Origin of the sequence: Nocardioides conyzicola, from assembly GCF_039543825.1 — a bacterium.
Classification (GTDB): Bacteria; Actinomycetota; Actinomycetes; order Propionibacteriales; family Nocardioidaceae; genus Nocardioides; species Nocardioides conyzicola.
Map to the genome: position 1 here is coordinate 2,437,626 of NZ_BAABKM010000002.1, position 19,601 is coordinate 2,457,226.

Below are 19,601 nucleotides of genomic sequence, written 5' to 3' on the forward strand. Positions count from 1 at the left end.
CTTTGGCGCGACCCCTCGTTGTGGGGTGGAACACGTTCTTGTTTCGGTCTGTCTGAGTCCGGGAGGCTTGCGGTGACCAGGGTCCTGTCCCCACTGCGTACGGCGGCTGCGGCCGGCCTGTGCCTGACGGTGGCCGTCACGCTCGCCGCCTGCGGGTCGCAGCTCGAGCCCCAGACGGTCGCCCAGGTCAACGGCACAACGACCGGCGGCGGCGCCGCCGGCACTGCTCCCGACGGCACGACGACCGGTGGCGCCACGGGCGACACCGGTGCAGCCGGTGCGACGGGTGGCGGCGGCTCCGCTGCGGGTGGCGGGTCCGGTGCCGGCTCGACCGGTGGCGGCGGCGCGGCCGCAGGCGGCGCGGCCCAGGGCAAGGGGGCCAATGCGGCGGCAGGTGCCGGCAAGGCCGCCAGCTGCGACGGCTTCAAGAACCAGACCGGCATCACCGACAAGACGATCACGATCGCCAACGTCGCCGACATCTCCGGCCCGGTCCCGGGCATCTTCGAGTCGGCCCAGCAGGCGACCCGCGCCTACGCGGCGTACTTCAACTCGACCAACGACATCTGCGGCCGCAAGCTCGACGTGTCGCTGCTCGACAGTCGCGCGGACGCGGGCGCCGACCAGCAGGCCTACACCAAGGCCTGCGAGTCGTCGTTCGCGGCGGTCGGATCGATGGGGGCCTTCGACTCCGGCGGTGCCGCGACCGCCCAGTCCTGCGGCCTGCCGGACCTGCGCTCGACCACGACCACTCCAGAGCGACAGGCCTGCTCGACGTGCTTCGCGGCGCAGTCGGTCGACCCCGACCAGGTCGGCAGCGCGATGCCGCGCTACTTCCTGTCGAAGAACAAGGACGCGACCCAGCACGCCGCCGTGCTCTACATCAACGCCGGCGCCGCGTCGGTCAACGCCAGCCGCTTCCGCAACGCCTGGACCCGCGCGGGCTGGAAGATCGGCTACTTCCAGGGCATCGACGTGTCCGAGTTCAACTACGCGCCGTACGTCCAGCAGCTCAAGGACAAGGGCATCAAGCTCGTCAGCTACACGGGGCCCTACCAGAACACCGTCAAGCTCCTGCAGGCGATGAAGCAGCAGGGCTACCAGCCCGACGTGTTCATCCAGGACGCGACGATCTACGACCAGCGGTTCGTGGAGGAGGCGGGTGACGCGGCCGACGGTGTGTACGTCTACTCCTCCACCAAGCTCTTCGACGACTTCAGCGTCAAGGAGATGCAGCTCTACCGCTCCTGGCTCGACCAGGTGAAGCCCGGCGCGGTGCCCAACTACTTCGGCCTCTACGCGTGGTCGGCGGCTCGGCTCTTCGTCGAGCAGGCGACCCAGCTCGGCGGCAAGCTGACGCGGGCCTCGCTCGTCACGGCGCTCGAGGGCGTCAAGAACTGGACCGGCAACGGCCTCCACGTTCCCCAGCAGGTCGGCGCCAAGACCACCAGCAGCTGCGCGTCGATCATCCGGTACACCGGCGGCAAGTGGCGCCAGGTGTCCTCCGGCAACTTCATGTGCGGCCCGCTCCTCAACGGCGGATGAGCAGGAGCCACCGATGAGCACGATCATCTCCTTCACGATCCTCGGCCTCTTCACGGGCGCGGCGTACGCGATCGCGGCCTCCGGCCTGGTGCTGACCTACACGACGACGCGGGTCTTCAACATCGCGCACGGCGCGTTCGGCATGGTCATGGCCTTCACGTTCTGGGACTTCAGCCAGCGCCAGGGGATGCCGACCTGGCTCGCGCTGGTCCTGGTGCTCGGCGTGGTCGCCCCCGGCACCGGCTGGCTGGTCCAGCGGTTCGTCACCCGCGGCCTGGGTGAGGGCCCGGTCAGCGTCTCGCTCGTCGTGACGGTCGGCCTGTTCGTCGGCCTGATCGGCCTGGCGCAGTACATCTGGCCGCCCGAGCCGCGCACCCTGCCGCCGTTCCTGCCCGACAAGGGCGTCGAGATCGGCGACACCTACGTCACCGCGCACCAGATCATCACGATCGCGCTGTCCGTGGTCGTCGCGGGGATGCTCTACCTGCTGCTCAACCGCACCCGCATCGGCACCGCCATGCGGGCCTCGGTCGACAACCCTGTGCTGCTGCGGCTCTTCGGTGGCAACCCCGACCGGGTCGCGTCGTTGTCCTGGGCGATCGGCATCTCGCTCGCCGCCCTCGCCGGCATCCTGCTCACGCCGGTGATCGGCCTCTCCTACTACGACCTGACCCTGCTGGTCATCAACGCGTACGCCGCCGCGATGCTCGGCCGGCTGAAGAGCCTGCCGCTGACCTTCGTCGGCGCCATGGGCCTCGGCATCCTGCAGTCGTTCGCGGTCGCCTATCTGCCGACCGAGGGCTTCCTCTCCGGCATGCGGGCCGTGGTGCCCGCGCTCTTCCTCTTCGTCGTGATCATCCTGATGCCCCAGGCGCAGCTGCGGATCGGCCAGGTCAAGGGCATCGTGTCCGCCCCGCTGCCGTCGATGAGCCGCTCGCTGGTCTGCGGCGCCGGCCTGCTCGTCCTCGTCGCGCTGCTCGCGACCGGGATGTCGGACGCCAACCTGCTGCTGGTGGGCACGGCCGCGACGTACGCCATGGTGATGCTGTCGCTGGTCCTCCTCACCGGGTACGGCGGCCACGTCTCGCTCGCGCAGTTCACGTTCGCCGGCGTCGGCGCGCTCGCCTACGCGAAGCTCGACGAGCCCAACCTCTACGGGCTGCTGATGTCGGCGCTGATCGCCGCCGGTGTCGGCGCCCTGGTGGCGCTGCCGGTGCTGCGGCTGACCGGTCTCTACCTCGCGCTGTCGACGCTGGCCTTCGGCGTGCTGATGGACAAGCTGGTCTTCCAGGCCGACTTCGCGTTCGGCTTCAACGGCACCCTGCACGCCGAGCGGCTCTCGCTGCTGGGCACCTCGATCTCGTCGACCTCCGGCTACGTCGTGGTGATGGCGGCGTTCTTCGTGCTGATGGCGCTCGCGCTGCTCCTGCTGCGCCGCGGCGTCCTCGGCCGCCTGCTGATCGCGATGCGCGACAGCCCGGCCGCGTGCGGCACGCTCGGCCTGGACCTGCGCTGGTTCCGGGTGGGTCTCTTCGGCATCTCCGCCGGGATGGCCGGACTCGCCGGCGGGCTCTTCGCGGGGCTGCGCGGCACCATCGGCGCCGCCGACTTCCAGCTCTTCAACAGTCTGCCGCTGCTGCTCCTCGCCGTGGTCTGCGGGGTCACGTCGGTCAGCGGCGCCGCGCTCGGTGGCATCGGGCTGATGCTGCTGCCGGTGCTCCAGAGCTCGCGCCCGGAGCTGGCCGGCCTGGTGTTCGCGATCCTCGGCTTCGGCGCCGTCGCGCTCGGCCGCGACCCCAACGGTCTCGCCAACCTGTTCTTCGGCCTGGGCCGCCGGCTCGACCGGCGCTTCGGCGACGTCGTACGCCGGGCCGTGCCGGTGCTGCCGTTGCCGCGGAGCCGCGCCGACGACGCCACCGCGACCGACATCCCGCTCAAGGAAGACCTGCAGGAGGTGGGCGTCCATGTCACTGCTCGAGGTTGACGACGTCGTCGTCCAGTTCGGCGGGGTGACCGCGGTCGACCACGCGAGCTTCGTCGCGGAGGCCGGTCGGGTGACCGGCCTGATCGGACCCAACGGGGCCGGCAAGACCACCTGCTTCAACGTGATCAGCGGGCTGCAGAAGCCCAACCGCGGGCGGGTCGTCTTCGACGGTCGGCCCGTCACCCGGCTGTCCGTGCCCCGCCGCTCGCGCCGCGGCATGGGCCGCACCTTCCAGCGCCTCGAGGCCTTCGGGTCGCTCTCGGTGCGGGAGAACGTGCGGGTCGCCCGCGACATCCACGGCGGCTTCGCCGGGCTGCTGCGGCCGACCGCGGCCGACGTCGACGGGCTGCTCGAGCGCGTCGGCATCGCGGCGTACGCCGACGAGCGGGCCGACTCGATCCCGACCGGCACCGCCCGCCTGCTCGAGCTGGCCCGCTGCCTGGCGTGCGACCCCCAGCTCCTGCTCCTCGACGAGCCGTCCTCCGGCCTGGACGAGACCGAGACCGACGCCTTCGGGCACCTGCTGGCCGAGCTCGCCGCCGAGGGCCGCGGTGTGCTGATGGTCGAGCACGACATGGACCTGGTGATGTCGGTCTGCGACGAGATCCACGTCCTCGACTTCGGCAAGGTGATCGCCTCCGGCGCACCCGGCGCGATCCGCAGCAACCCCGACGTGCAGCGGGCCTACCTCGGCTACTCGGACGCAGACGACCAGGAGCTCGTGCGATGAGCGGCATCCCGATCCTCGAGGTCGTCGACCTGCGTGCGGCGTACGGCCGCATCGAGGTCCTGCGCGGCGTCGACCTGCGCATCCCGAAGGGCGCCGTCGTGGCGCTGCTGGGTCCCAACGGCGCCGGCAAGTCGACGCTGGTCAAGGTGATCAGCGGTCAGAAGAAGCCGACGTCCGGCGACATCCACCTCGGTGGCGTGCACGTCCAGGACACCGGCCCGGAGGAGCTCGCCCGGCTCGGGCTGTGCACGATCCCCGAGGGACGCTCGGTCTTCCCCAACCTGACCGTCGAGGAGAACCTCACCCTGATGTCGTACGCCGGGGTCTCCGCCGACAAGGTGCTGGAGACGGCGTACTCCTACTTCCCCCGGCTGCACCAGCGCCGGCACCAGCTGGCCGGCACCATGTCGGGCGGCGAGCAGCAGATGCTGGCGATGTCGCGGGCGCTGGCCTCCGACCCGGCGCTGCTGCTGCTCGACGAGCTGTCGATGGGGCTGGCCCCGCTGATCGTCGACGAGCTCTACGACACCGTCGCGCAGATCGCGGAGAGCGGCGTCTCGATCCTCTGCATCGAGCAGTTCGCACGGACGGCGCTGCGGGTCTCGGACTACGCAGCGGTGATGACCGGAGGGCGGATCGTCGCCACCGGAGAGCCCGCAGAAGTGATGGACACGATGTCCGACGTCATCCTCGGAGGAGCGGCATGAAGCGCTACTGGGTCCCACTCGCAGCGGCCGCGGTCCTGGGGGCGATGCTCCCGGCCTCGCCCGGAGCTGCCGCCGACAAGCCGGCGTTCAGCGGCTACAGCGCGGACGCCTGGGCGGCGCCGGTCAAGATCGAGATCTACGAGCCGACGATCCCGGTCCCGGCCACGCCGCAGCTCGAGCTCGAGCTGGCGTACTCGAAGGTCGAGGCCGACTCCGGCAGCTCGAAGGCCCGCGCCAGCTGGCTGTGGCCGGGTGACCCGGTGGGCGAGGGCCTGAAGACGTTCGTGACGGCGCTCGGCCTGCCCGAGCAGCTGGGCGAGGCCGGCTACCCGGTGCAGGTCAACGCGGCCCAGCCCAGTGGCGAGCCCGCACAGGCCGACGAGCCGTTCCCCGGCGCCGTGATGCGCTCCAGCGCGACCGACCGCAAGACCGTGGCCCAGGTGGGCTTCTCGCCGGACGGGAACGTGGGCAACGGCGAGCCACACGACGGGGGCGAAGGCACGCCCGGCGTCCCCGGTCTGCCGGCGGTCCCGGGCCTGCCCGGGACCGCCGGCGCCGGACCGGACGCGTTGCAGCAGTTCGGCCAGGCGATCACGGGCGCGCTCGGCGGGGACAAGACCCAGGCCGCGGCGGCGGAGGATCCGGCGGCTCCCGGGCTCCCGCCCGAGCTGGCCGCCCTCGTCGACGTCGAGGGCTACACCTCCTCGAGCCAGACGGTCTCCACCGACGCCGGCGTGGTCAGCACCGCCCGGTCCGCGCTCGGCGACGTGTCGCTCCTCGGCGGGATCATCGAGCTCGACGGCCTCGTCGTGACGAGCACGAGCTCCAGCAACGGCAAGGCCGGCGACCCGGACGGCCGGGCCCGCATCGGCGGGATCACGATCGCCGGGCAGGAGTTCTCGTTCGGACCCGACGGGCTGGTCGCGGCCGGCCAGAAGACACCGATCCCGGGGCTGCCCGACCAGGCGGCCGCGGCGCTCGAGCAGCTCGGCGTACGACTGGAGCTGCCGAAGGCGCAGCTCGAGCACAAGGGAGACCTGGCGACCAGCGACCTCGGCGGCCTGCGGGTCGAGATCGACACCGCGGTCCTGCGCGACAAGCTCGACGCGCTGCCGCTGGACGACCTGGTGGGCGCCGTGCCCGACCAGGCCGGTCAGCTCAAGAGCCTGCTCCAGGCGGTCGCCGGCCTGTCGCCCCGGGTCGTGGTGACCCTCGGGAACGCCGGCACGTCCGTCGACACCGTGCAGGGCCTGACCTTCCCGACCGACATCCCCGACAACGACCCGGGTGCGGCCGCGGCGCCGGCCGGTGGCTCGGGTGGCGGTGCCGGCGCGAGCGCCGGCGGCGGCAGCGTCCCGGCAGCGGCTCCGGCCGCCGGATCGGACGCACCGGCCGCGGCCACTGACGACCTCGGTGACGCGGCGCTGGCCGGCTCCGGCCTGCCCGCGCTCTATACGATCCCCGGCGCGATCCTCGTCGGCGGTCTCGCTCTCGGTGCCCTCGGCGGCACCTGGTTGCGCCGGGCCGGCGTGCTCGCCCTCGGTGGCGCCGGCTCCTGCTCGCACGGCCTCGACCGAGGCCTCCCCGACCTCCGAAAGGCCCGCTGATGACCACGATGAACGCACCGACGACCCCGGGTCCCGCTCCCGCGCAGCGCCTCGCGATCGGGCTGCCCCGTGCGTCCGGCCAGTCCGGCTCGGGCGCGGCCCCGATGAAGAACAACCACTACCAGCTGCTGCAGCTGGTGCTCTTCTGGGCCGGCGCGATCCTGCTGCCGCTCGGCCTCGTGGTGATCGTGCTCGGCTGGTACGGCGCCGCCAACACGCCGTACCAGTACGACCAGCTGTCCTACCTGGTCTCCGGGGGACTGCTCGGCCTCGGGCTGACCTTCGCCGGCGGGTTCCTCTACTTCGGTGCCTGGCTCGCCCGGATCGCGGCCGACAACCGCGAGTCGGCCAAGCGGCTCGCGGACACCCTGCTGGTGCTCGCCGACGTGACCTCCCGGGCCGCCGCCAGCAGCGACGACCTCGACGTCTCCGGGATGCCGGTGACCGCCGGTGACGGCACGACCATGCACCGGCGCGACTGCTCGCTGATCGCCCACCGCGACGACCTCCGCCCCATCGGCGAGGACAACGGCCACCTCACCGAGTGCCGGGTCTGCCGTCCCTAGCGGTCACTCGTCGTCGTCGGCGGTGACGACCTCGTCGGGCTTCTGCATCAGCACCGTCTCGATGTAGTCGCGCGCGGCGTCGAGCAGGTCGACGGCGTGGCCGGCGCGCTCGGAGAGGTACCACCGGTGCACGAGGATCTCGTGGAAGATCTCGGCCGGCTCGAGCTTGCCGCGGGCCTCGGCCGGGATCATCGCCAGGATCGGCTCGTAGGTCTGGTTGAGCCACCGCGCCGCGACCAGTGACCGGTCCTCGCGGCCGAGGTCGAAGTGGGCGGTGAACGCCGCGATGTCGTTGAGCATCCGCCGCGCCTGGGCGTCCTCGACGTTGAGCCCGGTCAGCGCCTGGAGCTCCCGGCGGTGGTGGCCGAGCTCGACGACCTTGGGCTGGATCCGGATCTTCTCCCCGTCCCAGTCGGTGACGATGTCGAGCTCGTCGACGTCGAACCCCAGGTCGTTGAGCCGTTCCACGCGCTGCTCGAGGCGCCACATCTCGTGCGACGCGAACTCCTCCTCGGCGGTCAGCTCCGCCCACAGGGCGTCGTACCGCTCACGCAGCATCTCGACGAGGTCCAGCGCCTGCACCTCCTGGTCCAGGGAGTTGCTGGCCTGCAGGTCGAGCAGCTCGGCGAAGACGTTCTCGGTGGCGATGGTCAGGTCGTGCTCGCGCAGCCGGTCCGAGAGCGATGACTTGAGCTCGCCGGTCTCGGCGTCGACGAGGTACGCCGCGAAGCCGCCCGCGTCGCGCCGGAAGAGGACGTTGGAGAGCGACACGTCGCCCCAGTAGAAGTCCGCGAGGTGCAGCCGGACCAGCAGCACCACCATCGCGTCGACGAGTGACGGCAGGTTGTCTGCGGTCATGCCGTGCGCGAAGAGGCTGCGGTAGGGCAGCGAGAACTGCAGGTGCTGGGTGAGCAGCGCCGCGGGCAGCTCCTCGCCGTGCTCGTCGACGCGACCGGTCACCACGCCCTGGGCGACGACGGTGGGCAGTCCCATCCGCTGCAGGTCGCGCAGCAGGCGGTACTCCCGGAACGCGATCGGCTCCTGGGTCTCCTTCACCGCGTACGTATTGCCGCCGAGCCGGATGATGCGCACCACGTGCCGCGACAGGCCGCGAGGGAGGGGTACGACGTGCTCGGTCCACTCCTCCAGCGGCGTCGACCACGGCAGGCCCAGCAGTGCCGGGTCCGGCCGGTTCGCGACGATGCGGAGTGCCACGTCCCTCAGGCTAGGGCGCGACTCCTGGTCCGGCGCCGTTGCGAGCGGGTTTTTCGCGCCGTATCTGGCAAGGCGGAGGTGCGAAGGCGGGACGGAGTCCCGTCGAGTCGCCGACAACGCCGCCAGATCGGATGCGAAAGCCCGCGCAGCAGGCGCATCCGGACCGGGAGCCGTGCCCTAGAGGGTCCAGACCCCGAACGACGGCCCGTCGCTCGCCGGGATCGTGACGACGCCGCCGGCGTCGACCAGGTCGGAGTCGGTGCCGGCGCCGAGCAGGAGCGACCCGTCGGCGAAGCCGAGTGCCCCGGCGTCGAGCGCGATCGCCGGGCCCGCCGTACGCCGGGCGGCGACCAGCACCGACCCGGCCGGGTGCTCGCGGAGGTAGACGAGCGCGTCGTCGTCGACGTGCGCCCAGCGCAGGCCGCCGCGGCGCAGTGCCTCGTGCTCGTGCCGCAGCCGCCCCAGCCCGGCGTACGTCGCGAGCGTGTCGTCGTCCCAGCCGGCCGGGTCGGCCCACGGGAAGGGACGCCGAGCGTCCTCGCCGTTGACGCCCTCCAGCCCGATCTCGTCGCCGGCGAAGAGCATCGGCACCCCCGGCATCGTGAACTGCAGCCCGGCGGCCACCCGGTGGGTCTCCCCGGAGCCGGTCACGGTGCGGATCCGGGCGCTGTCGTGGGAGCCGAGGATGTTCCACGAGCACGTGGTGGCCCGCCAGCCGTAGCGGCCCTCCCACTCGCGGATGCTGCGCACGACGCTGCCGCCGGGCCGCCGCGGCACCGGGACCGGGCGGCCGAAGGCCCGCGCCGGCGAGGCCGGGTCGCGCAGCCACGACCAGATCGGCCAGGAGAAGCCCGAGTAGTTCATGGTCCCGTGCCAGCCGTCGCCGTCGACGTCGGTCGACGCGTCGTGGTTGTGCTCGCCGATCACGAACGCGTCGGCACGCTCGGCCTCCGCGGTGCGCCGTACCAGCCGGGCGACCTCGTGGTTGACGTCGATGGCGCCCAGCCGCCCGGTCATGTTGGCGACGTCGACCCGCCAGCCGTCCAGGTCGTACGGCGGCCGCAGCCAGCGCGCCACCACCGAGTCGGGGCCGTCGACCATCGCCGTCCGCAGCGCCGGGTCGTCGTGGTTGAGCTTGGGCAGGGTGCCGTGGCCCATCCAGCACTCGTAGGAGCCGTCCGGCAGGAAGTAGTAGAACGACCGGGCCGGCGCGCCCGCGACGTCGCGCGCGGCCACGAACCACTCGTGCGTGTCGCCGGTGTGGTTGGTCGTCAGGTCGCCGAGGATCCGCCAGCCCCGCTCGTGCACCGCGGTGGCCAGCCGGACGTACGCCGCGTCGCCGCCCAGCAGCGGGTCGACCTGCTCGAAGGTCGAGGCGTTGTAGCGGTGGTTGCTCTCCCCGGGGAAGACCGGCGTCGTGTAGACGATGCGCACCCCCAGGTCGGCGAGGTGGCCGAGGTGCTCGGTGATCCCGTCCAGGTCGCCGCCGTAGAACTGCAGCGGCGTGCGGGGGTCGAAGCCCTCGTAGACGACCTCGTCCTCCCAGTCGGCCGGCACCGCCCACGACGGGGTCTCCCGCTGGTCGGCCGCGGCCGAGCGGGCGAACCGGTCCGGGAAGACCTGGTAGACCACGCCGTCGCGCGCCCAGTCCGGCGGGGCGTGGTGCGAGCTGAGGCGGAAGTCGAACGCGTCCGGCGGGTCGTGGTCGACGACGCCGACGGCACTCAACCAGCGCTGGGCTCCGTGCGCTTCCGAGGGGGGTCCGTCGAGCAGGAAGCGGTAGTTGGTCACCGGGTTGTGCACCGGCAGCGAGCCCTCCCACCAGACGACGTGCTCGCCGCGCGTCGGGGTGCAGGGGTGGTACGTCGGCTCCGCGTCGTACGTCGTGCGCACCCAGACCTGCTCGACGGGGTCGGCGGCGTCCGTGCGCAGCCGGACGGTCACCGTCGACCCGGGTGCGGGCGCCTCGTCGGAGACGTACGTCGGGGAGCCGTCGTGGTGCGGCTCGCGGAGCAACGTCATGGGGTCCTTCGTCCGTGGGGCTCGAGGCTCTGTGGCTCGAGGTAGGCGGCGCCGGGTCCCCACTGGGCGGCCTCGTCGCCGGGGTTGGTGAGGGCGCAGGTCCTGAGGCTCAGGCAGCCGCAGCCGATGCAGCCGTCGAGGCGGTCGCGCAGCCGCTCGATCCGGGCGATCTGCTCGTCGAGCCGCGGGCGCCAGGCCTTGCTGAGCCGGTGCCAGTCCGACTTCGTCGGTGCCCGCCCGTCGGGGAGCGTGGACAGGGCCTCGCCGATCTCGTCGAGGCTCAGTCCCACGCGCTGCGCCGTACGGATGAAGGCGACGCGGCGCAGCGTCGACTGCTCGTAGCGGCGCTGGTTGCCCGTCGTGCGCACCGACGCGATCAGGCCGCGGGACTCGTAGAAGCGGATCGCCGACGTCGCCACCCCTGCCCTCTCGGCGAGGTGGCCGATCGTCAGGTACGTCATGGGTCCAGCCTTGCGGGAGTTGAAGTGAACTTCAACCTCGGCCACATCTAGAACGTGTTCTAGATGTGCGGTAGCGTGCCCGCTGTGACTGAGCCCACCTCTCCCCGCGTCGTCGTCATCACCGGAGCCGCCTCCGGGATCGGCTACGCCACCGCCGAGCTCTTCCGCGACCTCGGTGACACCGTCTACGGCCTCGACATCAACCCGACCGTCCCCGACGGGGTGACGTACGTCGAGTGCAACGTCGGCAGCAAGGCCGCCGTCGACGCGGCGATCGAGGTCTGTGCGGCCTCCGGCCGGATCGACGTGCTGGCCAACATCGCGGGGATCGTGCAGTTCGGCCGCATCGAGACTGTCACCGAGGACGAGTGGGACCGGGTGCACGCGGTCGACCTCAAGGGTCCGTTCTTCCTCATCCAGGCCGCGCTCCCGCACCTCCGCGCGGCCAAGGGCAACATCGTCAACGTCTCCTCGGTCGCCGGCAACGCGCCGCAGCCCTACGCCACGGCGTACGCCGCCGCGAAGGGCGGGCTCACCCAGTTCACCCGGTCGCTCGCGCTCGAGCTGTCGCCCGAGGGCATCCGCGTCAACGTGATCTGCCCCGGGACCGTCGACACCCCGATCGTCGAGCAAGTCTTCCACAAGCTCACCGACGACCTCGACACGCGCGTCGCCGACCGGCTGATGATGATGCTGCCCGGCGGCGCCATCAAGCCCTCCGAGATCGGCGACACCGTCGTCTGGCTCGCGTCCCCGTCGGCCCGGATGATCACGGGCGCCGTGATCGCGCACGACGGTGGCATGAGCTGACGCTGGAGTCAGGTCGTGTGCCTGAGCACGGTCCCTGGCCCGTCCTGAGGCACACGACCCGTCGACGTCCCCGTAGCATGTGGCCCGCCGTCGGCTCGCTGACGGCAGGCCGCGTTAGCTCAGTTGGTAGAGCTCCCGTCTTGTAAACGGAAGGTCAGGAGTTCGAGTCTCCTACGCGGCTCTGTCGGTGCTCGCGCCTAGGTTGCCTTCCGTGTTCACGTGTGCGGGCTGTGGTGTCGTGCTTCCGGGTCGACGGGCGCGGAAGTACTGCAGCAATGCCTGCCAACGGTCGGCAGAACGCGATCAGCGCATCGTCGCCTGGTTGAAGAGCGGTGAAGCGGTGCACGCCGGCACGACGCCGAGGCACTACATCAGGCGCTACATCCTCGACGAGCAGGGCGGGCTCTGTGCGATCTGCGCTCTTCCGTCCGAGTGGCACGGCTTGCCGCTGACGTTGGTCCTCGATCACATCGACGGAGACGCCTCCAACAATCGACGGCAGAATCTCCGCTTGGTCTGCCCGAACTGCGACTCGCAGCTGGCGACGTACAAGAGTCGCAACCGGGGCCGCGGGCGGGCCTGGCGGCGTGAGCGCTACGCGGACGGCAGGTCGTACTGACCGGCTCACAGGAACGGCACAGGTACTCCACCGAGACCGCTCAGCGACCTGGCCGACGGTAGGCGCATGACCGCGATGGCCGCGCCGACGGCGACCCGAGCAGCGCGACCGCCGTCACAGGCGCTCGTCGATGCCGCGGTGCGGACCGGTGCCGGGCTGCTGCTGTGGGGCGGGCTGCTGCTGGTCGCCTACTGGTGGGTCGTCGACGGCGGCGTCCAGGACCTGGAGGGGTGGGCGACCGGGCTGACCTCCGCCGGCCGCCTGTGCGGGCTGACGGCGTCGGTCCTGCTCCTCACCCAGGTCGCGCTGATGGCGCGCGTCCCCGCCCTCGAGCGTGCCATCGGGCAGGACCGGCTGGCGCGCAGCCACCGCCTGGTCGGGTTCACGTCGTTCAACCTGATGCTCGCCCACGTCGGGTTGATCACCTGGGGGTACGCCGCCGGCGAGCTCGGCAGGGTCCCCGGCACGTTCTGGGACCTGACCGTCGACGATCCCGGGATGCTGCTGGCACTGGCCGGGACGCTCTGCCTGGTCCTGGTCGTCGTGACCAGCATCCGCGCCGCCCGCGGCCGGCTGCGCTACGAGTCCTGGCACCTGCTCCACCTCTACGCCTACCTCGGCGTCGGGCTCGCGTTGCCGCACCAGCTGTGGACCGGCGCGCAGTTCACGTCGTCCCCGGTCCGCACCGTCTTCTGGTGGACGGCCTGGGCGGCCGTCGCCGCCGCGGTGCTGGCCTGGCGGGTCGCGCTGCCGGTGGGTCGCAACCTGCGGCACACGCTCCGGGTCGCCGACGTGGTGGCCGAGGCCCCCGGCGTCGTCTCGGTGCACCTGATCGGCCGCCGCCTGGATCGGCTGCCGGGCGAGGCGGGCCAGTTCTTCCTGTGGCGGTTCCTCGGCCGGCCGGGCTGGACCCGGGCAAACCCGTACTCCCTCTCGGCCGCACCCGATGGGCGCAGCCTGCGGATCACCGTGCAGGTGGTCGGCGACGGCAGTGCCTCGCTCGCGGCGTTGCAGCCCGGGGCCCGCGTGCTGTTCGAAGGCCCCTACGGACGGCTCTCCGCGCGGGCGCGCACGCAGAGCAAGGTGGCCCTGATCGGCGCGGGCGTCGGCATGGCGCCGATCCGCGCGCTGGCCGAGGGGCTCGTCTACCGGCCCGGGGACGCGGTGCTCCTGCACCGCTACCGCGACGAGCCGCTCTTCGCCGGCGAGATCACCAGGCTGTCGCGCGAGCGAGGCCTGCGGGTGCTGGCGCTGCCCGGTCCGCGCCGCGGGCCGGGGTCGTGGACCGGCGGCCAGGTCGCCGGCCCCGTCTCGGACCTCGACGCGCTGCGCTCCTGGATCCCCGACATCGCGGAGCGCGACGTCTACCTCTGCGGCCCTTCGGCGTGGGCCGACCTCGTCCGCGCCGACCTCCAGCTCGCCGGCGTTCCGCCCGAGCGGCTCCACCTCGAGACCTTCGGATGGTGACCCCCGTGAAGAAGATCGTCCTCGCGTTCGCCGCCACGGTCTCGGTGGTCGTGCTCCTCTTCGGCTACGACACCTCGACCGCCGGCCGCACGACCGTGATCTCGCAGCCGTCGGTCGTCAGCGACGGCACCGGCACCACCTCCGGCAGTGGTTCGACGGGCAGCAGCATGGTCACCGGCGATGTGGCCCAGACGCAGTGGGGTCCGGTTCAGGTCGAGCTCACCCTGGACGGCGACACGATCACGGACGTCTCGGTGGTGCAGTACCCCAACGGCAACGGCAAGGACCAGGAGATCAACTCCTACGCGTTGCCGATCCTGGTCCAGGAGACCATCGACGCGCAGAGCTCGGACATCGACGTGGTGAGCGGCGCGACGGTCACCAGCGACGGCTACCTGCAGTCGCTGCAGAGCGCCATCGACCAGGCGTCGGCGTGACCGGCACCTGGCGGGCCGTCGAGCAGGTCATGGGCCTGCCCATCAGCGTCGCCCTCCGCGGGCGGCACGCCGGGACCACGACCGCCGCGGGGGTGTGGGCGGCGGTCGTGGCCGAGCTCCGCGAGGTGGACGCGGTCTTCAGCAGCTATCGGCCCGACTCCTGGCTCAGCCGCCGCAACCGAGGTGAGCGGGTCGCGACCCCTGCGGTCGTCGAGGAGGTGCTCGGCCTGGCCGAGGAGGCGCGCGTGCAGTCCGACGGCGCCTTCGACGTACGCCGGGGCGGCGGGCTCGACCTCGACGGCGTGGTCAAGGGCTGGGCGGTCCAGCGTGTGTCCCGGCGCCTGCGCGAGCTCGACGACACGGACTGCTGTCTCTCCGGCGGCGGCGACCTGGTGTGCTGGACGGCTGCCCCGGACCGCGACCCGTGGCAGGTCGGCATCGAGGACCCGTTCGACCCGCAGCGCCTGGTCGCGCGGGTGCCGGTCCGCACCGGCGCGGTCGCCACCTCCGGGACCGTGCACCGTGGCGCCCACATCGTCGACGCGCGCACCGGCCACGCCCCCGCGGGGGTCGCCTCGGTCACCGTCGTCGGGCCGGACCTGACCTGGGCCGACCTCGACGCGACCGCGGCGTTCGCCCGCGGTGCCGATGCGGTCTCGTGGCTGCGCACGCGCCCGCGCCGGAGCGGGCTGGTCGTCTGGGAGGACGGTCGCGTCGAGACCTGGGCCGGTCCGCTGGCGCCCTAGCGCAGCCGGCGTACCTCGAAGGTCATCGGCGGTACGGCGATGGCGTCCTGGGCCGCGACCAGCTGGATCTCGCGGGTGCCGGCGGCGATGGTGGCCTCGAGGACCGCGTAGACCGACGAGGTCGTCCGCGCGAGCGCCTCGGCGGCCGAGCCCGTGGTCCGGAGGTGCGCGAGGTAGAGCGCGGCGGTCACGTCGCCGCAGCCGTTGGGAGTGATGGGCAGCAGCGGGGTCTCGACGGCCCAGGCGCCGTCGTCGGAGACCGCGAGCACGTCGAGGCGGCCGTCGGGGACGTCGCCGTGCAGGACGCTCGTGACCAGGACGTCGCGGGGACCGCGCGCGCGGACGGCGTCCGCGGCGTCGAGGATCTCGTCGAGGGTGGTCGTGGTCCGGCCGGCGAGGAAGTCGAGCTCGAAGTGGTTGGGCGTCACGATGTCGGCCTGCGGCACGACGGTGTCGCGCATGAACTCGGGGATCCCGGGTCGGACGAACATCCCACGACCGACGTCGCCCATCACCGGGTCGCAGCAGTAGACGGCGGCCGGGTTGAGCTCCTTCACCCGCGCGACGGTCTCGAGGATGATGCCGCCGACGGCGGGGTCGCCCTGGTAGCCGGAGAGCACCGCGTCCGCCTCGCCGAGCACGCCGCGGTCGTCGATCCCGGCGATCACCTCGCGCACGTCGTCGGCCGCGAGCAGCGGGCCGCGCCAGGCGCCGTACCCGGTGTGGTTGGAGAAGTGCACCGTGTTGACGGGCCACACCTCGTGGCCGAGCCGCTGGAGCGGGAAGACCGCGGCGGAGTTGCCGACGTGGCCGTACGCGACCGAGGACTGGATCGACAGGACCTTCACGGCTGCATCCTCTCGCGACCCCGCCGACTTCCTCGCCTCGGCCGGGTAGAACACGTTACAGTTGGCGTCGTTCACATTCTCTCGGTATGCAAGTGGGGTAGCTCGTGGCGCGCAAGCCGTCGTATAAGAACGAGGCCGACTACGTCGTGGTCGGCTCCGGCAGCTCCGGAGCCGCGATCGCCGGTCGGCTCGCGCAGTCGGGCGCCAGCGTGATCGTGCTGGAGGCGGGCAAGAGCGACGAGCAGTACCTCGTGAAGAAGCCCGGCATGATCGGCCCGATGCACGCGGAGCCGAAGCTCAAGCAGCGCGTCGACTGGGGCCTCTACTCCACGCCGCAGAAGCACCTGCTCGAGCGCCGGATGCCGGTCCCGCGCGGCAAGGTGGTCGGGGGCTCGAGCTCGATCAACGGCATGGTCTACGTGCGCGGCAACCGCGCCAACTACGACTCGTGGGCCGCCGAGGGCAACACCGGCTGGTCCGCCGACGAGGTCAACGCGGCGTACCGTCGGATGGAGGACTTCGAGGGCGGCGCCGACGACTACCGCGGCGTCGGCGGCCCGATCCGGGTGACCCGCAACAAGGCGCCGCAGGAGGGGTCGCTGCAGTTCCTGCAGGCGACGTCGGACGCCCTCGGCGTACCCGTCCTCGACGACTACAACGCGGCGTCGCAGGAGGGCGTCAGCCGGATGCAGCAGAACGCCGCCGACGGGCTGCGCTACAGCGCTTCGCGGGGCTACCTCCACGACCTCGACGTCCCGACGCTGCAGCTGCAGTCCGAGGTGCTGGTCCGCAAGGTCGTGATCGAGGGCGGCCGGGCTATCGGCGTCGAGGTCACCGACAAGGACGGCAGCCGGCGCACCGTCCGGGCGGGCAAGGAGGTCATCGTGTCGGCCGGCTTCGTCGGGTCGGCCCAGCTGCTGATGCTCTCCGGCATCGGCCACGCCCAGCACCTCCGCGACCACGGCATCGACGTGCTGGCGGACCTGCCGGTCGGCGACAACCTGCACGACCACCTCTTCCACGCGCTGACCTTCCACGCGACGACGTCGAAGATGCGCGGCAACGCCCGCTTCTTCGGCATGGGCGTCCTGAAGGAGGCCCTGCGGCCGGGGACGACGTTCATGGCCAACTCGGTCTTCGAGTCGGTCGCCTTCGTGCGGACGTCGCACGCGACCGACGTACCGGACCTGCAGCTGCACCTGCTGCCGTGGGCCTACCCGTCGGGCAACCAGGACGAGCCGATCCGGCACGACGTCGACCCGCGGCCGGCGCTGACCGTCCTGGCGACCCTGATCTACCCGCGCAGCCGCGGCACGCTGCGGCTGGCGTCGGCCGACCCGGCCGCCTCGCCGCTGATCGACTTCCAGTACCTCGCCGACCAGGCCGACGTCGACGTGCTCGTCGAGGGCTCGGAGATGGTGCGCGAGATCATGGGCGGCGCGGCCTTCGGCGGCGCGGTCAAGAGCGAGATCGCCCCGGGGGCCGGGGTGGTCGGCAGCGAGCTGCGCCACACGGTCCTCAATCGCGCGACGTCGGTCTACCACGGCGTCGGCACCTGCCGGATGGGCGTCGACGAGCTCGCCGTCGTCTCGCCGGACCTCAAGGTCCGGGGCATCGAGGGCCTACGGGTCTGCGACGCCTCGGTCATGCCGTCGATCACCGGCGGCAACACCAATGCACCAGCCATCATGATCGGTGAGCGCGGGGCTGACCTCGTGCTCGGCCGCGCCTAGGAAGGGCTGATCCCATGACACTGCAGCGCCCGGCATCTCTGACCGACGACTTCCTGCAGGGCCTGGTGGCCCGGGTGCCGTCGAGCGACGGCGGCAGCTGGAAGCTGACCGAGGTCTACACCGGTGAGCTGCTCGTCGAGCTGCCGCAGTCGACCCCCGCCGACATCGAGCGCGCGTTCGCGACCGCACGTGCGGCACAGGTCGAGTGGGCGAGGCGACCGCTGAAGAAGCGGCTCGAGGTCTTCAAGCGGGCGCACACCCTCTTCCTCGACAACGCGCAGATCACGACCGACCTGATCCAGGCCGAGAGCGGCAAGAACCGGCGGATGGCGATCGAGGAGACCTGCGACCCGCCGATGGTGATGAGCCACTACATCAAGCGGGCGCCGAAGGTGCTCGCGCCGGTGAAGCGCGGCGGTCCGGTGCCGTTCCTCACCACGTCCACCGAGATCCGTCACCCCAAGGGAGTCGTCGGGATCATCGCGCCGTGGAACTTCCCCTTCGCCACAGGGATCTCGGACTCGATCTCGGCTCTGATGGCCGGCAACGCGATCGTGCTCAAGCCCGACAACAAGACCGCGCTGTCGCCGCTCTACGGCATCCAGCTGCTCGAGGAGGCCGGCCTGCCGAAGGGCCTCTTCCAGGTCGTCTGCGGGGAGGGCCCGGACGTCGGGCCGACGCTGATCGACAACGCCAACTACGTCATGTTCACCGGCTCGACCGCGACCGGCCGGGTCATCGGCGAGCGGGCCGGCCGCAACCTGATCGGCTGCTGCCTCGAGCTCGGCGGCAAGAACCCCATGATCGTGCTCGAGGACGCGGACCTCGAGGACGTCGTCCAGGGCGCCATCTTCGGCGCCTTCGGCAACACCGGCCAGATCTGCATGCACATCGAGCGGCTCTACCTGCCGGAGTCGAGGTACGGAGAGTTCCGCGATGCGTTCGTGAAGGCGACCGAGGCGCTGGTCCTCGGCGCGGCGTACGACTTCGGCCCCGACGTGGGCTCGCTCGTCTCGCCCGACCACATGGAGCGCGTGCAGTCGCACGTCGACGACGCGGTCGCCAAGGGCGCCACCGTGCTGACCGGAGGCCGGCCGCGGCCCGACCTCGGGCCGGCGTTCTTCGAGCCGACGATCCTCGAGGGCGTGACCAAGGAGATGCTGGCCGGCGTCACCGAGACCTTCGGGCCGGTCATCGCCCTGCACCGCTACCGCACCGTCGACGAGGCGGTCGCGCTCGCCAACGACACCGACTACGGGCTCAACGCCTCGGTGTGGGGCGGCGACGTCGCGACGGCCTGCCAGGTCGGCAAGCGGATCGAGTCCGGCAACGTCAACATCAACGACATCCTCGCGACGGCGTTCGCCTCCAAGGCGACCCAGTCCGGCGGCGTGAAGCAGTCGGGCGTCGGCGCGCGGCACGGCGACCAGGGGATCCTCAAGTACACCGACGTGCAGAACCTCGCCGTGCTCAAGAAGCAGGTCATGGGCGCGCGGCCGGGCCAGGACTACGACGAGTACGTCAAGGGGATGCTCGGCGGCCTGAGGATGATGCGCAAGACCGGGATCCGCTAGTCGTACCTTGGGCTCATGTCGCTCCCTCGGCCCTATCCACCGGACACCTACCTCGGGGACGGCGGTGAGGCGTCGGCGTGGATCCGTCGTGACGACGAGCCCGCCGAGATCACCTACCGCACCGGCGGGACGTGCGAGTACCTCGCGACCGGTGACCGGACCGACGGCCGCTTCGGGCTCTACCGCTGGACCTTCGGCGACGTCGAGACCGGTCCCGACCCGCACTTCCACCGCTCGATCTCCGAGCAGTTCTACGTGCTGTCGGGCGAGGTGCGGCTGTACGACGGTCGCGCGTGGGTGACCGCCCGCTCCGGCGACTTCCTCTACGTGCCCGAGGGCGGCGTGCACGGGTTCCGCGGGAGCGGGGGCGCCTCGATGCTGCTGATGTTCGCGCCCGGCGGACCGCGCGAGGACTACTTCGAGACGCTGGCGCGCGGCGAGCAGATGACCGAGGAGGAGCGCGCGGAGTTCATGGTCCGGCACGACACCTACTGGGTGTGACCCCCCGTCGCTGTGCACCCCGTTTGTAG

18 protein-coding genes and 1 tRNA gene are annotated in these 19,601 nt (G+C 71.7%); 15 read left to right on the forward strand and 4 right to left on the reverse strand.

The window, feature by feature from the left end; genetic code table 11:
- The first annotated feature begins 72 nt into the window (after positions 1 to 72).
- The 6 genes from ABEA34_RS14880 to ABEA34_RS14905 are packed head-to-tail and all read left to right on the forward strand — an operon-like array spanning position 73 to position 7,139.
- Positions 73 to 1,545 (forward strand): ABC transporter substrate-binding protein, encoded by a 1,473-nt coding sequence (locus ABEA34_RS14880; protein WP_345522138.1) that lies wholly within the window; start codon positions 73 to 75, stop codon positions 1,543 to 1,545.
- 13 nt (positions 1,546 to 1,558) lie between these two features.
- Positions 1,559 to 3,529, forward strand: a complete 1,971-nt coding sequence (locus ABEA34_RS14885) for an ABC transporter permease (protein WP_345522139.1) — start codon at positions 1,559 to 1,561, stop codon at positions 3,527 to 3,529.
- The gene (locus tag ABEA34_RS14890) at positions 3,510 to 4,259 is read left to right on the forward strand and encodes an ABC transporter ATP-binding protein (protein WP_345522140.1); all 750 of its coding nucleotides are present in this window, start codon (positions 3,510 to 3,512) and stop codon (positions 4,257 to 4,259) included. Before ABEA34_RS14885 ends, ABEA34_RS14890 begins: the two co-directional genes overlap by 20 nt.
- A complete protein-coding gene (locus tag ABEA34_RS14895) occupies positions 4,256 to 4,966 on the forward strand; it encodes an ABC transporter ATP-binding protein (protein WP_345522141.1) in 711 nt (236 codons plus the stop codon). The genes ABEA34_RS14890 and ABEA34_RS14895 overlap by 4 nt, the downstream gene beginning before the upstream one ends.
- Positions 4,963 to 6,573: a choice-of-anchor P family protein gene (locus ABEA34_RS14900; protein WP_345522142.1), complete on the forward strand. Its 1,611-nt coding sequence runs from the start codon at positions 4,963 to 4,965 to the stop codon at positions 6,571 to 6,573. Before ABEA34_RS14895 ends, ABEA34_RS14900 begins: the two co-directional genes overlap by 4 nt.
- Entirely contained in the window at positions 6,573 to 7,139 is a 567-nt protein-coding gene (locus tag ABEA34_RS14905; protein WP_345522143.1) for a hypothetical protein, read from the forward strand. The genes ABEA34_RS14900 and ABEA34_RS14905 overlap by 1 nt, the downstream gene beginning before the upstream one ends.
- Positions 7,140 to 7,142: 3 nt before the next feature.
- On the opposite strand, the gene ABEA34_RS14910 is transcribed toward ABEA34_RS14905, so the two are convergent.
- The 3 genes from ABEA34_RS14910 to soxR all read right to left on the reverse strand — a co-directional run bounded on the left by ABEA34_RS14910 (position 7,143) and on the right by soxR (position 10,837).
- Positions 7,143 to 8,354, reverse strand: coding sequence for a DUF4032 domain-containing protein (locus ABEA34_RS14910; RefSeq protein ID WP_345522144.1), 1,212 nt, complete (start codon positions 8,352 to 8,354; stop codon positions 7,143 to 7,145).
- Between the two features lie 177 nt (positions 8,355 to 8,531).
- The gene (locus ABEA34_RS14915; RefSeq protein WP_345522145.1) at positions 8,532 to 10,376 is read right to left on the reverse strand and encodes a glycoside hydrolase family 13 protein; all 1,845 of its coding nucleotides are present in this window, start codon (positions 10,374 to 10,376) and stop codon (positions 8,532 to 8,534) included.
- Complete coding sequence (soxR, locus tag ABEA34_RS14920; RefSeq protein WP_345522146.1) at positions 10,373 to 10,837, reverse strand: redox-sensitive transcriptional activator SoxR; 465 nt, start codon at positions 10,835 to 10,837, stop codon at positions 10,373 to 10,375. Before soxR ends, ABEA34_RS14915 begins: the two co-directional genes overlap by 4 nt.
- Positions 10,838 to 10,921: 84 nt before the next feature.
- Here soxR and ABEA34_RS14925 point away from each other — a divergent pair, with 84 nt between their 5' ends.
- From ABEA34_RS14925 to ABEA34_RS14950, 6 genes are all read left to right on the forward strand, one after another.
- Positions 10,922 to 11,647: an SDR family NAD(P)-dependent oxidoreductase gene (locus tag ABEA34_RS14925; RefSeq protein ID WP_345522147.1), complete on the forward strand. Its 726-nt coding sequence runs from the start codon at positions 10,922 to 10,924 to the stop codon at positions 11,645 to 11,647.
- 108 nt (positions 11,648 to 11,755) lie between these two features.
- A tRNA-Thr gene (locus ABEA34_RS14930) sits at positions 11,756 to 11,828 on the forward strand.
- Positions 11,829 to 11,987: 159 nt separating this feature from the next.
- Complete coding sequence (locus ABEA34_RS14935; protein WP_345522796.1) at positions 11,988 to 12,266, forward strand: HNH endonuclease; 279 nt, start codon at positions 11,988 to 11,990, stop codon at positions 12,264 to 12,266.
- A gap of 66 nt (positions 12,267 to 12,332) precedes the next feature.
- Positions 12,333 to 13,733 carry a ferredoxin reductase family protein gene (locus ABEA34_RS14940; RefSeq protein ID WP_345522148.1) on the forward strand — a complete coding sequence of 467 codons (1,401 nt, stop codon included), beginning with the start codon at positions 12,333 to 12,335 and terminating at the stop codon, positions 13,731 to 13,733.
- Positions 13,734 to 13,738: 5 nt separating this feature from the next.
- Positions 13,739 to 14,170: an FMN-binding protein gene (locus ABEA34_RS14945; protein WP_345522149.1), complete on the forward strand. Its 432-nt coding sequence runs from the start codon at positions 13,739 to 13,741 to the stop codon at positions 14,168 to 14,170.
- The gene (locus tag ABEA34_RS14950) at positions 14,167 to 14,916 is read left to right on the forward strand and encodes an FAD:protein FMN transferase (protein ID WP_345522150.1); all 750 of its coding nucleotides are present in this window, start codon (positions 14,167 to 14,169) and stop codon (positions 14,914 to 14,916) included. The genes ABEA34_RS14945 and ABEA34_RS14950 overlap by 4 nt, the downstream gene beginning before the upstream one ends.
- Here ABEA34_RS14950 and pdxY read toward each other — a convergent pair.
- Positions 14,913 to 15,764 (reverse strand): pyridoxal kinase PdxY, encoded by an 852-nt coding sequence (gene pdxY / locus ABEA34_RS14955; protein WP_345522151.1) that lies wholly within the window; start codon positions 15,762 to 15,764, stop codon positions 14,913 to 14,915. The genes ABEA34_RS14950 and pdxY overlap by 4 nt on opposite strands.
- A gap of 104 nt (positions 15,765 to 15,868) precedes the next feature.
- Between pdxY and ABEA34_RS14960 the strand changes: the two genes are divergently transcribed.
- Genes ABEA34_RS14960 through ABEA34_RS14970 form a run of 3 tightly spaced genes read left to right on the forward strand, consistent with a single transcriptional unit; the run spans position 15,869 to position 19,572 of the window.
- Complete coding sequence (locus tag ABEA34_RS14960; RefSeq protein WP_345522152.1) at positions 15,869 to 17,497, forward strand: GMC family oxidoreductase; 1,629 nt, start codon at positions 15,869 to 15,871, stop codon at positions 17,495 to 17,497.
- A 14-nt stretch (positions 17,498 to 17,511) separates the two neighbouring features.
- The gene (locus ABEA34_RS14965; protein ID WP_345522154.1) at positions 17,512 to 19,071 is read left to right on the forward strand and encodes a succinic semialdehyde dehydrogenase; all 1,560 of its coding nucleotides are present in this window, start codon (positions 17,512 to 17,514) and stop codon (positions 19,069 to 19,071) included.
- A 15-nt stretch (positions 19,072 to 19,086) separates the two neighbouring features.
- Positions 19,087 to 19,572 (forward strand): cupin domain-containing protein, encoded by a 486-nt coding sequence (locus ABEA34_RS14970; RefSeq protein WP_345522155.1) that lies wholly within the window; start codon positions 19,087 to 19,089, stop codon positions 19,570 to 19,572.
- The last annotated feature ends 29 nt before the right edge of the window (positions 19,573 to 19,601 follow it).

Excerpts from the sequence above, each read along its gene's own strand:
- ABEA34_RS14885 (WP_345522139.1), top strand. The coding sequence starts at position 1,559 with ATGAGCACGATCATCTCCTTCACGATCCTCGGCCTCTTCACGGGCGCG.
- ABEA34_RS14890 (WP_345522140.1), top strand. The coding sequence starts at position 3,510 with ATGTCACTGCTCGAGGTTGACGACGTCGTCGTCCAGTTCGGCGGGGTG.
- ABEA34_RS14895 (WP_345522141.1), top strand. The coding sequence starts at position 4,256 with ATGAGCGGCATCCCGATCCTCGAGGTCGTCGACCTGCGTGCGGCGTAC.
- ABEA34_RS14900 (WP_345522142.1), top strand. The coding sequence starts at position 4,963 with ATGAAGCGCTACTGGGTCCCACTCGCAGCGGCCGCGGTCCTGGGGGCG.
- ABEA34_RS14905 (WP_345522143.1), top strand. The coding sequence starts at position 6,573 with ATGACCACGATGAACGCACCGACGACCCCGGGTCCCGCTCCCGCGCAG.
- ABEA34_RS14915 (WP_345522145.1), bottom strand. The coding sequence starts at position 10,376 with ATGACGTTGCTCCGCGAGCCGCACCACGACGGCTCCCCGACGTACGTC.
- soxR (WP_345522146.1), bottom strand. The coding sequence starts at position 10,837 with ATGACGTACCTGACGATCGGCCACCTCGCCGAGAGGGCAGGGGTGGCG.
- ABEA34_RS14940 (WP_345522148.1), top strand. The coding sequence starts at position 12,333 with ATGACCGCGATGGCCGCGCCGACGGCGACCCGAGCAGCGCGACCGCCG.
- ABEA34_RS14965 (WP_345522154.1), top strand. The coding sequence starts at position 17,512 with ATGACACTGCAGCGCCCGGCATCTCTGACCGACGACTTCCTGCAGGGC.
- ABEA34_RS14970 (WP_345522155.1), top strand. The coding sequence starts at position 19,087 with ATGTCGCTCCCTCGGCCCTATCCACCGGACACCTACCTCGGGGACGGC.